Source organism: Prosthecobacter gellanilyticus (genome assembly GCF_007992435.1).
Taxonomy (GTDB): domain Bacteria; phylum Verrucomicrobiota; class Verrucomicrobiia; order Verrucomicrobiales; family Verrucomicrobiaceae; genus Prosthecobacter; species Prosthecobacter gellanilyticus.
This window is the reverse complement of sequence record NZ_BKAG01000028.1, coordinates 19,469-33,417: the sequence shown is the minus strand read 5'-3', so window position 1 is coordinate 33,417 and position 13,949 is coordinate 19,469. Positions and strand designations below refer to the sequence as shown.

The following is a 13,949-nucleotide window of genomic DNA, read 5'->3' as shown; positions in this document are numbered from 1 at the left end:
CGGGTATGCCGTTTGAACATAACGTGCATGGCATGATCGACCGCATCCGCGCTCTGCTTACCGTCATCGAAGAAGGCAGTGTCAACCGTGCCTCGGTGCGGCTGCGCATCACCCAGCCTGCGCTGAGCCGGCAGATGAAGGCGCTGGAGGATGAACTGGGCGGACGTCTGCTGGAGCGCGAGACCAGCGGCGTGAAGCCCACGGGCCTGGGCCATGCCGTGGCGAAGGCCATGAGCCCGGTCATCGCCAGCTACGACAGCGCCCTGGCAGACCTGCGGTGCCAGGCGCGTGGTGATCGAGCCGAGCTGCGTGTGGGCTACCTCGGCTCCGCTGCCCAGAGCTTCCTCACTCCGGCGCTCGCGCAACTGCGCAAGTCCCAGCCCAAGGCGCGCCTGAAACTGCACGATATGTCACCACGTGAGCAGATTGATGCACTCCGGGCCGGTGAACTAGACGTGGCATTGATCGGGCAGGAGGGAACTCTCGCCGCCAAGGAGTTTCACAGTCTCAAACTCTGCTCGCTCGGTGTCTGCGTGGCCTTGGCGGACAGCGACCCGCTGGCATTGAAGAAGAGCATCACTCTCAAAGACCTCAAAGGCCGTGACTTCATCGGTGTCGATGAGGAGCAAGTCCCGGGACGCAATCGCTGGGTGACTGCGCTGTGCAAGACGGCAGCGTTCAAGCCTAGGTTCATTGTGATCGTCGACGGTCTGGCCAACGTGCTCTCGCAAGTCGTTTCGGAGTCTGCCGTGACATTGCTGCCCGCCTATTTCGCCAAGTCATCCCATCCCGGAGTTACCTTCGTTCCTATCAGTGATGCCAAAGCGCGATGGGACTTCTTCGTCCTCTGGCAGCGTGGTCATGCTTCCGCTGTCACCTTGGCTCTTGTGAATGCTTTGAAGAAGGTCGCGGCTGAGTTGTGACAGACGGGCTCATTTCTTCGCCACCACCTTCAGACGAATCGGCGTCGAATACACGATGAACGTCGCGTCCTTCGCCGGATTCTTGGTCACCAGTTCCTTCGCGGCTTTGTCCGCATCTGCCTTGGCCTTGTCGGTCTTCGTCAGTGCCGCTGTCAGTTCCTTGATCTTCGCTTCTTGCGCTGTCTTGCCAGCCTCATCTTCTGGCTTCAAAACTTTGGCCTCGTCCAATGCCTTCTTTGCCGCGGCTTGTGCTTCAGCGGCTCTTTTTGCGGTGCTCTGAGCTGCCGCGATGTCTTCTGCTTTCCGCTGAAACACCACCTTCACGGGTCCCTGCAAAAGCACTCCATACTCACCCGGCAGTAGTTTCAGCGTCTTTAGATCCAGACTGAGCTTCCCCTCATTTGCTTTCGCCGCAATCGTCACCTCCGGGGCCTTCGCGGGATCCGTCAAACCCAGGGCCTTCAGCTTGATGGCGTCCGTGCAGTTGCTTTGACGAGTGACCTTCAGCGGCACGTCCACCTTGCCGTCCACTGCGACTTCCACAGGATTTGGCAACGCTGCTTCAAGCGTCGCAGGCGCAGTATCCGGCACCACACCGATCACCGGCGCACCCGCCATGCGCACGTGCATCGTCTCACGTCCGGTGTCCTTCACGGGCCAAACCAACGATGCTGTACTGGAGATGCCTGAAAGCGCCGCCGCACCTGCTGGGGCATCCGCACTAGCGCGAAGCGCGATGTGGCCCAGGCTCTGGCCCTTAGCCACAAAGCCGCCGAGGCTTGTCACGCCTACCGGGAGATTGCCGATCGGCACTTCCGTGGCCACGTTCATGCCTGTGCGGTTCGGCAGATAGACTTCCAGGGCCAGAATCCCGCCGCGCCACAGATTCGCACTCGGGATCTCATGAGGTCCGATGGCTGCTGCAGGTGGCAGCTTTGCATTCACGGCTACCGCTCCATCAAGAGCCGGTTCTCCAGTCTTGCGAATGCAGAGCTGGAAAGGATATCGACGCCCATTCGCCGCGTTCGAAGGATCGCTCACGGAGATGCGAAACACGCCGTCCGCTTTCGAGTCATAGGCATATGTCGGATCTAGAGACAAGATGCGCGTGCTCGGCGCAGGCACGAGCCCCGCCAGATCATTGACCTCTCCTTGCGCGGTCACGGTCTCGCCCTTCACGTTTTCCACCAGCAAGTTAGGATCGGTGGTAAAGCCAAGTTGCTGTGAGGTCACTTCAAGATTGATCCGGTCACCTGCTTTGAAGTTAAGCTCAAATACCTTGGCGGCTCCATTCGCGGGAAACCATCCACTGATCGTCTGTCCGACCGCGATCGGTGTCACACCTTCCTTGCTGGCCGCTTCCATGTTCTCAGGCAACGTGAAAACCTTCAGCGGACTCGCCGTGACCAGCTTTGTCATCGTCGCTGCATCCACTTTCAGATGCTCCAGCGGCTGGCCGCGGTTCACGCGCAGTCCACTCACCACCTGACCGCCAGGGAGGTTCCATCCATAAACCTCATCCTTGCCCTTGGCCCATACGACGGGTCCCGTGGTTAGTGTGAGCCGGTATCCATAGTCATCACCCGTCGCGAACATGAGATCGTGAACCTTGATCTTGTAGGTGCCATCGGCAGGGAACTTCACATCCACCAGCCCGTCACGCATGCGCGCAAGCTCACGTCCGCTCGCATCATAGATGCCACCCACTAAAGAAGTGCGAACATCAAAGCCGCTGCCCGTGAAGCTGCCGATCAGCCGCTGGTCCTTCCTGCCATCAAAACTGAACCAGTGTGGTACCGCTGCTTTGAATGTGCCTTGGATCACGGAAGCGGCCGTTACCGCCACCGCCTTGTCAGACTTCGTGTTAGTCCCTGGCGACTCCACCACATCTGCGGCACTGATCTGAAACACGCGTGGATTCGAAACTCCAAAGCGTGCCACCAGCCGGATGTCATAGAGGCCGGGAGCGGCATCGGCTGGGAGTTGCGCCGCCAGCACTCCCTTCTTGGCCGGCACCTGCTTTACTGGAATGGTCATCGACTTACCGCCGGAGAGACTGCTCAGCAGAACCGACTTTGCCTCGTCAAGTTCCGCACCCTTGAAGGTAAACTCCACCATCGCCCCTGGCTTTCCACCCAGCGGTGAAACTGCCGAGATTGTCGGTGAGGGCACAGGTGCCACGACCTGACCTATCACCGAATAACAAGACATCATGAGCAAACCTAGCACCAGGAAGGCGCGGCAGCGTCCTGCAGAGCTCCAGTCCTCTGGAGCTCTGAGAAGTCCCAATGAGTTCCGACTCCACCCCAATGCCAGTGTGTTTGATGACCGCATGATCACTCAATGATTAAACAAGAACTCCTTTGTGTTCAGCAGCGCCCAGAGGATGTCCTCAAAGGCTTCCTTCTTCGTCTGCAGCGCGGCGTCGCCTGTCTTGCCAGACATCTTCTTGGCCACATGCCCTTGCGCCAGCTTCATCTCTTCAACGTTCGGATCACGGCTCAGGGCGATGTGATACATGTCGGTGACCTTGTCCTCATCCGGGCTGGAATCTTTTGCCATGCGCTCGGCGCGACCATCCTTGCGTGTGAGCTGTGTTTGGATGTCCGAGGCATTCAGCAGATGGAGGCTCTGCGCGAGGCTGGCCTCCTGAGTGCGCTCGCACTCGCAGGCTGATGATGAGTCCGGCCGTCCGAAGACGGTGAGGAAGTAGTTGCTCTGGTTGTAGCTGTTGTCCGGCAGGGCCACGGCGCGTGTGCCTGGAGCCTGACCGGCAAAGGTGCTCTCCACATCCAGCAGGCGGTTCACGGCATCATAGAGCACCTCGGCGTGCAGGCGCTTTGGATAGTAGCGGCTGAAGTTTTGGCGATCCTTCGCATTGTGCGCGTTCGGCACGGCGCTGAGTTGATACGTGGTGCTGTTCACAATGCTGCGCACCAGCGCCTTCAGATCATAACCGCTCTTCACGAACTCCGCGGCCATGGCATTCAGCAGCTCAGGGTTCACCGGCGGATTCGTTTCGCGCATGTCGTCCTCAGGCTCGACCAAGCCGCGATTGAAGAAGTGCTTCCAGTAACGATTCACCAAGGTGTGCGCGAAGAAGGGATTGTCTTTTTTGCTCATCCACTCGGCCAGTACCAGACGCGGGTCCTGCTCGGGGCGCAGCTTCACGGGTTCGCTGCCCAGGCTCGTCGGCATCACGGGCTGCTTGGTGCGGATGTTCGTCATCTGCGCGGTGCCGCGCTTGTTGAAGATGATCTCCTCATCCTTCGCGGTGGCGTTCTTGCGGCTGACGTTGGCAAAGAAGGCGGCGAAGCCATAGTAGTCCTGCTGGCTCCATTTTTCGAAGGGATGATGGTGGCACTGAGCGCACTGCATGCGCGTGCCGAGGAAGAGTTGCGCCACATCCTCCATCTGTGTCTTCGCCTCCTTCACCTGGCGATACCACGCCACTGGTGGATGCTGGTCCAGGCTGCCGGAGGCGGCCACGACCTCGCGGGCAAATTGATCAAAAGGTTTGTTGTCCGCGATGCTGTCGCGAATCCATGACGAGAAGAGATAGCTGCCCCTGGCATAAGTCGGCTGCGTGCGCTGATTGCGCAGAAGCGCGTTCCATTTATTGGCGAAGAATTCCGCATATTCCGGACTGTCGAGCAGGCGGTCGATCAACTGCGCGCGCTTCTCTGCCTCCTGCGAGGCCAGGAATTCCTTCATCTCCTCGGCTGTCGGCAGACGGCCGGTGATGTCCAAGGTCACACGACGGAGGAAGGTGCCGTCATCACTGATCTCAGAAGGCGGAACTCCGATGGTCTTCAGCTTCGCAAACACGAGCTCATCAATGTAGTTCTTCGCGGCAGGCAGCTTCTCCACGGGCGCACCCAGCGGCACGGTGGCGCGGAAGGTGGTGACCTTGCCCTGATAGCGAATCATCACGGCCACATCACCCGGCAGATCAAAGAGCTTCACTCCACCAGTTTCGGAGGTCTCGGCCATGGCCTTCTCATTCGGCTCGTAAAGAGCGCGCTTGGTGACGTCGCGGATCGATCCATCGTTGTAATGAGCAGTGACCTTTAGCTGGGCGTTGCCTTTCAGCGGCATGGTCAAAATGGCCGGCTCCACTGTGATGCGCTCCATCTTGGGATCGGTGTCCTTGCCATAGGGCATGCCTTCGCGAATCCAGCGAACGAGGTCTGCGTAGTCCTCGGACTTCACGTCCAGCTTCTTGCCACCGCCATGGGGGAGTTGTGCCGCGCCTTTCGTCAGCAGCAGGCTCATTTCGGGAGCTGCTGGAAACACACGACGACCGCGGGCTTCTTTCACGATGTGCTCATAGTCCTCCTGCGGTTCAAAGCCGAGCAGCGAGAGCTTGAAGCCATTCTGTCCGCTCGCCTTCCCATGACAGCCACCGCCATTGCATCCGCCCTTGGTGAGGATCGGCATGATGTCATTGGCGAAGTTCAGTGAGCGCGGAGCTTCCACGGCCAAGGCGGGCAGGCCAAGGCAAAGCAACGCGGCTGAGACCACAGTGTAAAGATTCGTCACAGGTTGAACCTACGGGCCGAAGCGGGAAATCTTGTCGTCAGAGCGCAGGAAGCCTCATGTCTCTTGCTGGGACCAACCTTTGGGGAAGCACTGATTGGTTAACCGCAGATAACGCTGAGGGCACAGATGTCCCAGGCAGAAGACCTGGCCCATCGAGGGCTTTCGGATTCGTTCCGTGTTTCCTTAGCGCTTGGTTCGAGTCTTCTCCAGCCAGCGGAAGAGATCGAGACTGACCTCCGCGCGCTGCACGTCATGAAGAAGCAGATGGTAGCTCCGGTTATACCAGAGGAGCCGTTTTGTGGGTGACTTGATCTGGCTGAAGAGTCTCTGGATCTGATCTGGGGAACTCAGGATGTCATTCGGCGAGGCCAGGAAGAGCACGGGCATGCGCAGACGCTTGGCTGCGTCAGGGTTCTCATCCAGCAATCCGCCGATTTCCGACAGCAGGCGCACGCTGAAGGAGCTGATGTGATGCTCGGTCTTCTGCATCTGGCCACCGTGCGTGGTGGTGCTGGTCACCTGGATCTTGGATTCATCCACCCCGGCAAGATCACCCAGGGAGAAGCGGGTACGCGGAAGCAGCGCAGCTGTCGTGTCCAGCAGCCAGCGGCGGAAATGCGACACGGTCATCTTGAGGCCTGCCACCGGTGAGGCCAGGATGATGCCATCTGGATCACGGCGGTCATTCAGACGGTTCGCTGCCGTGTGCAGGCAGATCAGGCTGCCGAGGCTCTCGCCATACCAAAACACGGGTGTCTTGGGGTGCTGTCTCCGCACCAGCAGATGGAAGGTCTCCAGATCGCGGAGCCACTGCACGGATGAGCCGATGTCCCCGCGCTGGTTCAAGACGGGGTCATGCCCCTGGCCGCGAAGGTCATAGGCATACACGGCATAACCATCTTTAGGCAAAGTGGCGCCGAGGAACCAGAAGTCTGAGGCGGCCCCGCTCAGCCCATGCACCGCGATGACCACGCCGCGAGGTTTGGTGGTGCCGGGCAGCCACTTTTGATAAGGCATGACCTTGCCATCATAGCTGACCCAGTCCTGCTCGTGCAGGGCAGGGCGCGTCGGCAGCTTTGGCATGCTGCTGCAAGCGCTCATTCCCGCCAGCAAAAGCATGGCGAGACAGCATCGATGGAAAAAGGTCATGGTTGGTGGTTGGAGGTCCGCGCCGCCAGCCGGATTGCCGCATCGACAAAATCCGCCTGGGTCCGGACCCGGTCATCCAAGCTGAACTCGGATGGAGTTTCAAATGTGAGTGTGAAGGGGCAGCCAAGCTGCCAGAGCACGATGGCTTCCGGCATTCCCGGCAGAGTGGTTGGGATGGCTCGTGGCCGGATCACACCGTCCCTGGAGCGGCGGCCATCGATCATGCGACGTGGGTCCGCCGACATGTGTTTGGCGCACTTTTTCAGGATGTCATAGCTGGCAGTCTTGGGGAGATCGTTCAGCTCGTAGACATAGAAGCCCTGGGCATCGTAGTCCTCATGCAGGCAAAGGCCCAGCCTGGGGACGCTTTGCTTCACGATATCAAGCCAGGGGCCGCAAAGCGGGTCGGTGTCGATATGGAAGCGGCGGTTGATATCGAAACCACGACGATCCAGTCGCGTGTTTGCCCGCAGCCCATGGGGGTTCATGCACGGAAAGATGAGGTGATTGCCATGGCGCAGTTGCTCAATCTCGCGCTGAGCCCAGGCGAGCAAACCCCAGGCGGAGCCTGGCTCGTCACCATGCACGCCGGTGGAGAGATAAACGGGCGGCGAGGCCAGGCGGTCACGCTTCTGCAGGTAAAAGACCTTCTCGCCGTCCATCTCCACCAGCACCTTCATCTGCATGCCTGCCGCTTTCGCCACCTCACGCCAGCGCGCGATCAAGGCGCGAGGATCATGAGCTTGATGAAGCGGCAGCAGGGGCACGCGGACACGATGCGTGGGGACACGCAGAACGTCAAGAGACCTCAAAAAATCAGGCGATGAGCTCCTTGATCACTTTTCGATGCTCCACGCCGGTGAGCTTCTGGTCGAGGCCCTGGAACTTGTAGGTGAAGCGTTCGTGATTGTAGCCCAGGAGCTGCAGCACGGTGGCGTGGAAGTCGCTGATGTGCAGCGGGTCCTTCACGATGTTGTAGCTGAAGTCATCGGTCTCACCGTAGATCGCGCCGCCCTTGGCGCCGCCACCGGCCATCCACATGGTGAAGCAGCGCGGGTGATGGTCACGACCGTAGTTCTCCTTGGTGAGACCGCCCTGGCTGTAGATTGTGCGGCCAAACTCACCGCCCCAGATGATGAGCGTGTCTTCAAACATGCCGCGCTGTTTCAAGTCCTCGATCAGCGCATGACACGGCTGGTCGATGTCCTTGCACTGGCTGGGCATGCGGCCACCCACGTTGCTGTGGTGGTCCCAGTTGTTCAGATAGATCTGCGTGAATCGCACCCCACGCTCGGCGAGACGACGTGCCATCAGCACGCTGTTGGCAAAGGTTCCGGGCTTCTTCGCCTCATCGCCATACATCTTGAAGATGTGCTCCGGCTCCTTGGTGATGTCCGTCAGTTCCGGCACGCTGGCCTGCATGCGGAAGGCCATCTCATACTGCTGGATGCGTGTGTGCGTTTCAGGATCGCCCACCTGCTGGTAGTTCAGCTCATTTAGCGCGTTCAGGCCTTCGATCGTGCGCTTGCGCACGCTGCTCGAAACACCGGGAGGGTTGTTGATGAAAAGGATTGGATCACCCTTGCTGCGGAAGCTCACGCCCGCGTGCTCGCCCGGCAGATAACCGCTGGACCACAGGCGTGAGGAGATGGCCTGCTCCTGCTCGCGATTCGTCGGCGTTGCAATGAGCACCACAAAGGTCGGCAGGTTCGAGTTCATCGCCCCCAATCCATACGAAGCCCACGAACCCAGGCAGGGACGTCCGGTGATTTGATTCCCCGTCTGCATGGCGCAGATGGCAGGCTCATGATTGATGGCCTCGGTATGCAGCGAGCGCATCCAGCAGATGTCATCTGCATTCTTCCCAAGGTTTGGCAGCAGGTCCGAGTTCATCCACATGCCGCATTGACCGCGCTGTGCGAAGTTGAACTTCGAGGGAGCGATGGGGAACCTCGCCTGACCGCTGGTCATGGTGGTCAGACGCTGGCCATTGCGGATACTGGGCGGCAGGTCTTTGTCATAAAAGTCCTTCATGCCTGGCTTGTAGTCGAACAAGTCCATCTGCGAAGGACCGCCGACCATGTGCAAATAGATCACGCGCTTCGCCTTTGGTGCAAAATGCGTGCCGACAGCGCCGGTCGAGGCGTTGGCAAAGGAGTCACCCAGCAGTGATGCCAGCGCGGCGCCGCCTAGCACGTTCTTGCCCTTGGCGAAAAGCTGGCGGCGGGTTTGGAAGGTGTCCCATTCGTGAAGAATGCTCATAGAAGGAGTTTAAAGTTTAAGGTTTAAAGTTTCAAGTTGGGGACATGCGCGCTCGACCTCTCAGGACTGGCGCGGACGGCGGGTGGATGTCTGGCTGGTCGATTGAGACTGAAACTTGCGGCCTTTGATCTCAGTCTGTTGAAGGTATTTGATGAAGCCATCTAGTAGCCGGCTCACCTCCAGGCAGCGGGTATGGAGTTCCTGCCATTGAGTTTCAGAGACGTATTCTTCGTCGAGGGCGACATAGAGCTGTGAGCGAACTTCACCGCAGGAACCTTTAGCGTGGCCGAGGAACTGAATGAACTCTTTGTTACCTCCACGTTCGAAACCCTCCGCGATGTTTGAGGTCACCGAGATGCAAGCACGCCTGATTTGATCCTTGAGCGAGTAGTCTTTCGAAAACTCACCTTTGCGCGATGCCTTGTAGATCAACTGAGTCAACTCACGGCCTTTCTGCCAGGCCAGGATGTCTTCAAATTTTTCGATGTTGGCCATAGGTTGGTTCGGTGAACTTGAAACTTTAAACCTTAAACTTGAAACTGAGTCCGCTTACTTGTTGAGAACTTCGTCCAAGTTCATGACCTGATTGCAAACCATGGTCCACGCTGCGAACTCGGGCTTGGCGAGTTTCTCGTCGGCTTTGGATTCGCCCACTTTCAGCAGGGCTTCCGCATCAGCGGCGTTGGTGGTGTAGTGGGTGCGGAGGTCAATGAGGCTGGCTTGGAGAATGAGCATCTCCTGGGCCTTCAGCGGACGGCAGAGCAGACGCTCGGCGATGGCATTCAGCTTCGCGGTGTCATCACCTTTCACAGTATTCAAGGTGCGCTGGGCGAAGTTGCGTGCGGCTTCGATGAACTGCGGGTCGTTCATGGCCACGAGCGCTTGCAGCGGTGTGTTGGTGCGGTCGCGGCGGACGCAACTCATCTCGCGGCTCGGAGCATTGAAGATGTCCAGGCTGGCAGGCGGGGCCATGCGCTTCCAGAAGTTGTAGATGGTGCGGCGGTAGAGACCTTCGCCTTTGTCCTGCGTGTATTTTTCCGTGCCCATGCCGACCACTTCCCAGACGTTCTCCGGCTGATAAGGCATGGTGCCCGGACCGCCCATGCTAGGGGACAGCGTGCTGCTGACTGCCAGTGCATAGTCACGGATCATCTCGGCATCCATGCGGAAGCGCGGGCCGCGGCTGATGAGCGAGTTGTCACGATCCTTCTCAATCTTCTCCGGTGTGATGAGTGCTGCCTGACGATAAGCAGCGGAGGTGATGAGCATCTTGTAAAAGCGTTTCACATCCCAGCCCGTGTCACGGAACTCCACGGCGAGCCAGTCGAGCAGTTCAGGATTCGAAGGCGCGGTGCCCATGATGCCAAAGTCCTCGCTCGTGACCACCAGGCCACGACCGAAAAGCTCCTGCCACATGCGGTTCACGGTCACGCGGGCGGTGAGTGTGTTGTTCTCACTGACCAGCCATTTGGCGAGGCCGAGGCGGTTCTTGGGCGCATCCGCAGGCAGCTTGCCCAGTGCGGCAGGCACGGCGGCATCCACCTGCTCGCCCACCTTGTCATACTGGCCACGCATGAGGATGTTTGCCATCGGCATGGTGTCCTTCTTCTCCTCCTGCACGTGGGTGAGGGGGCTGCGGGCTTTGATCACATTTTGTTCGGCCTCGAGCTTCGTGTTCAGATCGTTTGAGGTCTTGTAGCCTTCATGGCGAGTGACCAGGTAGTGCTCAAAGAGGGCATCCTTCTGCTTGGGGCCGCGCTTGCTGCTGGCCAGCATTTCACGCAGCGGGCCGACCTTGGAGATGGTCATCACCTCGGCAGCCGTCAGCTTGCGTTCATAGATGCGCACATCCTGCACGCTGCCTTCATGGAAGACCTGCACATGACTGCGCTGGCCGATGCGTGTGGGTGTGGCGGTCTTGATGCTGCCTTTAAGCGCGTTGTTCTCGATCTTCAGTTCCGTGTCCACGCCGTCGATGTACATCTTCACGCCCTGCGCCTTGCCGCTGCCGTCATAGGTCACGAACACATGCTGCCAGACATTGGGGCGGATGCTGGGCTTCTTGGTGCTGACCTTCAGCGCATCATCTGGCCAGGTGTTGACGATGTGCACGGCATAGTTGCGGTCTCCCTGGAAAAGATCCCATCCACGGAAGCCGCCCTTCTCATCCATGCGCGCCAGGATGCCGCCGGACATGCCGACCTTGCCAGCACGCACCCAAGCGCCATAGCTGAACGCCTGGTTCTTCTCGAAGTCACCGGCATTGCCGATGTCAAACGTGCCGTTAGGCTTCATCACAGGTGCCGGACCGATCTTGCCATCAGGCTTCCAGGACACTTCACCCGTGGCTTTGAAAGTCTTCGTGGCTCCGCAGACACCGGTGACCTCGCTGCCGCTTCCCTCATTGAGGGGCACATGCGCCACGATGCCCTGCGTGGGCACATCCTTGTCCAGATCCGCAGGCTTCGCAGAGGTCAACCACTGGTCAAACTCGGGCCGTGCGACAGTGCGGTTTTCCTGCATCTTGGTTTTGGCCGTGGCGATCTCTGCTGGAAGGGCCTTCCACCGCGGGCGATCCTTGTCTGCTGGCAGCACCAGGATGGGGCCCAGGCCGTCCTTCACATTGCCGTCCTTCGGCTTCTGTGTCGTGTTGCGGAAGAAAGCCGCCAGCGAGTAGTAATCCTTGGCCGTGATCGGGTCGAACTTATGGTCATGACACTGTGCGCAATTCGTGGTTAGGCCAAAATACACCCAGCCCATGGTCTGCACGCGGTCGGAGGCATAGTTGGCGAGGTTCTCCTCATCGATGGTGCCGCCTTCGTTGGTGGTGATGTTGCAGCGCTGCAGACCGGTGGCGATGAGCTGGTCCTCGGTCGGATTTGGCAGCAGGTCACCGGCGATCTGCTCCACGGTGAACTGGTCAAAGGGCTGGTTGCTGTTGAAGGACTTCACCACCCAGTCGCGGTAGGGCCACATCTCGCGGGGCTTGTCAAAGTGCATGCCATGGCTGTCGGCATAGCGTGCTGCGTCCAGCCAGTAGCGGGCGCGGTGCTCGCCATAAGCAGGTGATTTGAGTAGCTCATCCACCAGCGTGGAAAGCTGCGCATCCGTGAGCTTCGCGCCACCCTTCGGCAGATGCCGCTGCATCAGTTCCGGAGAAGGGGGCAGCCCCGTGATGTCCAGGGACACGCGACGAATCAGGGCACCCGCATCGGCCTCTGCCGCGGGCTTCAGGCCTGCAGCTTCCAGCTTGGAGAGCACAAAACGGTCGACAGGTGTCTTCACCCAGGATTGATCCTTCACCTCAGGTTGCGCGGCCTTCTTCGGCGCGATCAGGGACCAATGGGGCTGCCAGGGCGCGCCTTGCTCGATCCAGGCTTTCACCTTGGCGATCTGCTCCGGCTTCAGCGTCTTGTGGGAATCGGGCGGCGGCATCACATCATCCTCATCCGTGGCGATCAGGCGCTGGAAGAGGCTGCTGGCATCCGGCTTGCCTTTGATGATCGTGGGTTCCTCGCCTTCCTTGGCGGTGAAAAAGCCTGCTTCCGTGTCCAGACGCAGACCGGCCTTGCGCGTGCCCGGGTCAGGCCCGTGGCAGTGAAAGCACGCATCCGCGAGGATGGGGCGGATATCGCTGTTGAAGCCAATGGTCGGCGCAGAGACGGCCGCGCTGGCAGTCAGCGAGAGCAGGGCAAGTGCGAGGGTGGTGTGCTGCATGTGGGGTGATCTAAAAATTCACCAGAGTGGTGCTTTTGTGTCTTACGGGCCTTCGAGGGGCTGTCTTGCTGTTAATGGGAACAGGCTTCGATACTTCGTTAGGGGTGTGCTAATCACATCATGACGCTATGCAGGGCCAGGCGCTCGGCCTTGGGCAGGCTGCAGGTGGAGATGGCCTTCCAGGCGGTATTGATGTCCATCCGGCTCCAGAGGGCGGCCAGGCAGTTCCCCAGGCTCATGCGCTCCCGGGGCGCGCGCACGTGGGTGAGCAGTGCCAGGGCGAGGTCGGGGCGGTGATGCTTCACCACCAGGATCAGGTCACGCAGACCAGTGTCATCCAGGGTGCTCATGGCCTTCGAATCCTGGATGAGGACCTCCAGCAGGGCCAGATCCTGAGCGCGGCCGCGGTGCAGGCTTCCGGCGAGCCTGCGCAGGCGCTCGCTGGCAGGGATGAGGTTCAGGGCAGTCTTTTTCATGCGCTATTAAACGTGATCCGCCCACCTCCCGTCTTGCATGCCCATGGCATCCTTGTGTAAATTACGCGCATCATGGCGGCGATTTCACCTCAATCCTTTCTGCGTCAAACCCGTGCTGGCGAGCTTGTGCGGCTCTTTGAGTTGCTGCCGGACGTGAACTTCTTCATCAAAGACCGCGAGGGGCGCTTCGTGGCGCTGAACCGCCGCGGCTGGCAATACTGTGGGGTGAAGCAGGAGAAGGACGCCATTGGCAAAAGTGACCACGACTTCTTTCCCAAGCAGCGCGCCAATGAGTATCGTGCCGACGACGCAGAGGTGATGCGCAGTGGCAAGGCCATCATCAACCGTGTGGAAAGCGCCCCCGAGGCTGAAGGTTCGCCACGTCTGGTGATGACCAGCAAACTGCCGCTGCGAAATGCGAAGGGCGAGATCATCGGCATCGCCGGTGTCTCGCGAGAGCTCGAGCAAGTGCGCAGCCGAGCCAGTGATGAGGCTCGTTTTGCCAAGGTGATCGAGCTCATGCACCGCCAGCCGGATACTGATCTCGGCAGTGCCGAGATGGCGAAGATGTGCGGCCTTTCGCAAAGCCAGTTCGACCGCGGCTTCCGTCGAGTCTTTGGCACTTCGGCTCGGCAGTATCTTTTGCGAGTTCGAGTCGAGGCTTCTTGTCGTAGGCTTGCCGAAACAGAAGACACGGTCGCGACCATCGCTGTCGAGCTCGGCTTCTTCGACCATGCGCACTTCACCCGCTGCTTCCAGCGCACGATGGGCGTGTCACCGGCTCAATATCGTCAGCAGCAGCGCACTCCTCAAATGCCCGGGCGCAGGTGACTGGGTGTCTGTGCCGATGCTGAATCCTGCATGGAAATTCTGTGACATA

At 59.5% G+C, this 13,949-nt stretch carries 10 protein-coding genes; 2 read left to right on the top strand and 8 right to left on the bottom strand.

What is annotated here, in order from left to right; genetic code table 11:
- Window positions 1–5: 5 nt before the first annotated feature.
- Entirely contained in the window at window positions 6–923 is a 918-nt protein-coding gene (locus BGE01nite_RS17895; protein ID WP_246145752.1) for a LysR family transcriptional regulator, read from the top strand.
- Window positions 924–932: 9 nt separating this feature from the next.
- Here BGE01nite_RS17895 and BGE01nite_RS17890 read toward each other — a convergent pair whose 3' ends face one another.
- From BGE01nite_RS17890 to BGE01nite_RS17855, 8 genes are all read right to left on the bottom strand, one after another.
- Window positions 933–3,095 carry a hypothetical protein gene (locus BGE01nite_RS17890; protein ID WP_218033028.1) on the bottom strand — a complete coding sequence of 721 codons (2,163 nt, stop codon included), beginning with the start codon at window positions 3,093–3,095 and terminating at the stop codon, window positions 933–935.
- A gap of 168 nt (window positions 3,096–3,263) precedes the next feature.
- Window positions 3,264–5,465 carry a DUF1549 and DUF1553 domain-containing protein gene (locus BGE01nite_RS17885; protein WP_246145751.1) on the bottom strand — a complete coding sequence of 734 codons (2,202 nt, stop codon included), beginning with the start codon at window positions 5,463–5,465 and terminating at the stop codon, window positions 3,264–3,266.
- Window positions 5,466–5,648: 183 nt separating this feature from the next.
- Window positions 5,649–6,548 carry an alpha/beta fold hydrolase gene (locus BGE01nite_RS17880; RefSeq protein WP_218033027.1) on the bottom strand — a complete coding sequence of 300 codons (900 nt, stop codon included), beginning with the start codon at window positions 6,546–6,548 and terminating at the stop codon, window positions 5,649–5,651.
- Between the two features lie 62 nt (window positions 6,549–6,610).
- Window positions 6,611–7,426: a M14 family metallopeptidase gene (locus BGE01nite_RS17875; protein WP_146852134.1), complete on the bottom strand. Its 816-nt coding sequence runs from the start codon at window positions 7,424–7,426 to the stop codon at window positions 6,611–6,613.
- A 4-nt stretch (window positions 7,427–7,430) separates the two neighbouring features.
- Complete coding sequence (locus BGE01nite_RS17870; RefSeq protein ID WP_146852132.1) at window positions 7,431–8,876, bottom strand: DUF1501 domain-containing protein; 1,446 nt, start codon at window positions 8,874–8,876, stop codon at window positions 7,431–7,433.
- A 60-nt stretch (window positions 8,877–8,936) separates the two neighbouring features.
- Complete coding sequence (locus tag BGE01nite_RS17865) at window positions 8,937–9,371, bottom strand: four helix bundle protein (protein WP_146852130.1); 435 nt, start codon at window positions 9,369–9,371, stop codon at window positions 8,937–8,939.
- A 54-nt stretch (window positions 9,372–9,425) separates the two neighbouring features.
- A complete protein-coding gene (locus BGE01nite_RS17860; protein WP_146852128.1) occupies window positions 9,426–12,593 on the bottom strand; it encodes a DUF1553 domain-containing protein in 3,168 nt (1,055 codons plus the stop codon).
- Window positions 12,594–12,706: 113 nt separating this feature from the next.
- Window positions 12,707–13,069 carry a hypothetical protein gene (locus BGE01nite_RS17855; RefSeq protein WP_146852126.1) on the bottom strand — a complete coding sequence of 121 codons (363 nt, stop codon included), beginning with the start codon at window positions 13,067–13,069 and terminating at the stop codon, window positions 12,707–12,709.
- 72 nt (window positions 13,070–13,141) lie between these two features.
- Between BGE01nite_RS17855 and BGE01nite_RS17850 the strand changes: the two genes are divergently transcribed.
- The gene (locus tag BGE01nite_RS17850) at window positions 13,142–13,900 is read left to right on the top strand and encodes an AraC family transcriptional regulator (protein WP_146852124.1); all 759 of its coding nucleotides are present in this window, start codon (window positions 13,142–13,144) and stop codon (window positions 13,898–13,900) included.
- The last annotated feature ends 49 nt before the right edge of the window (window positions 13,901–13,949 follow it).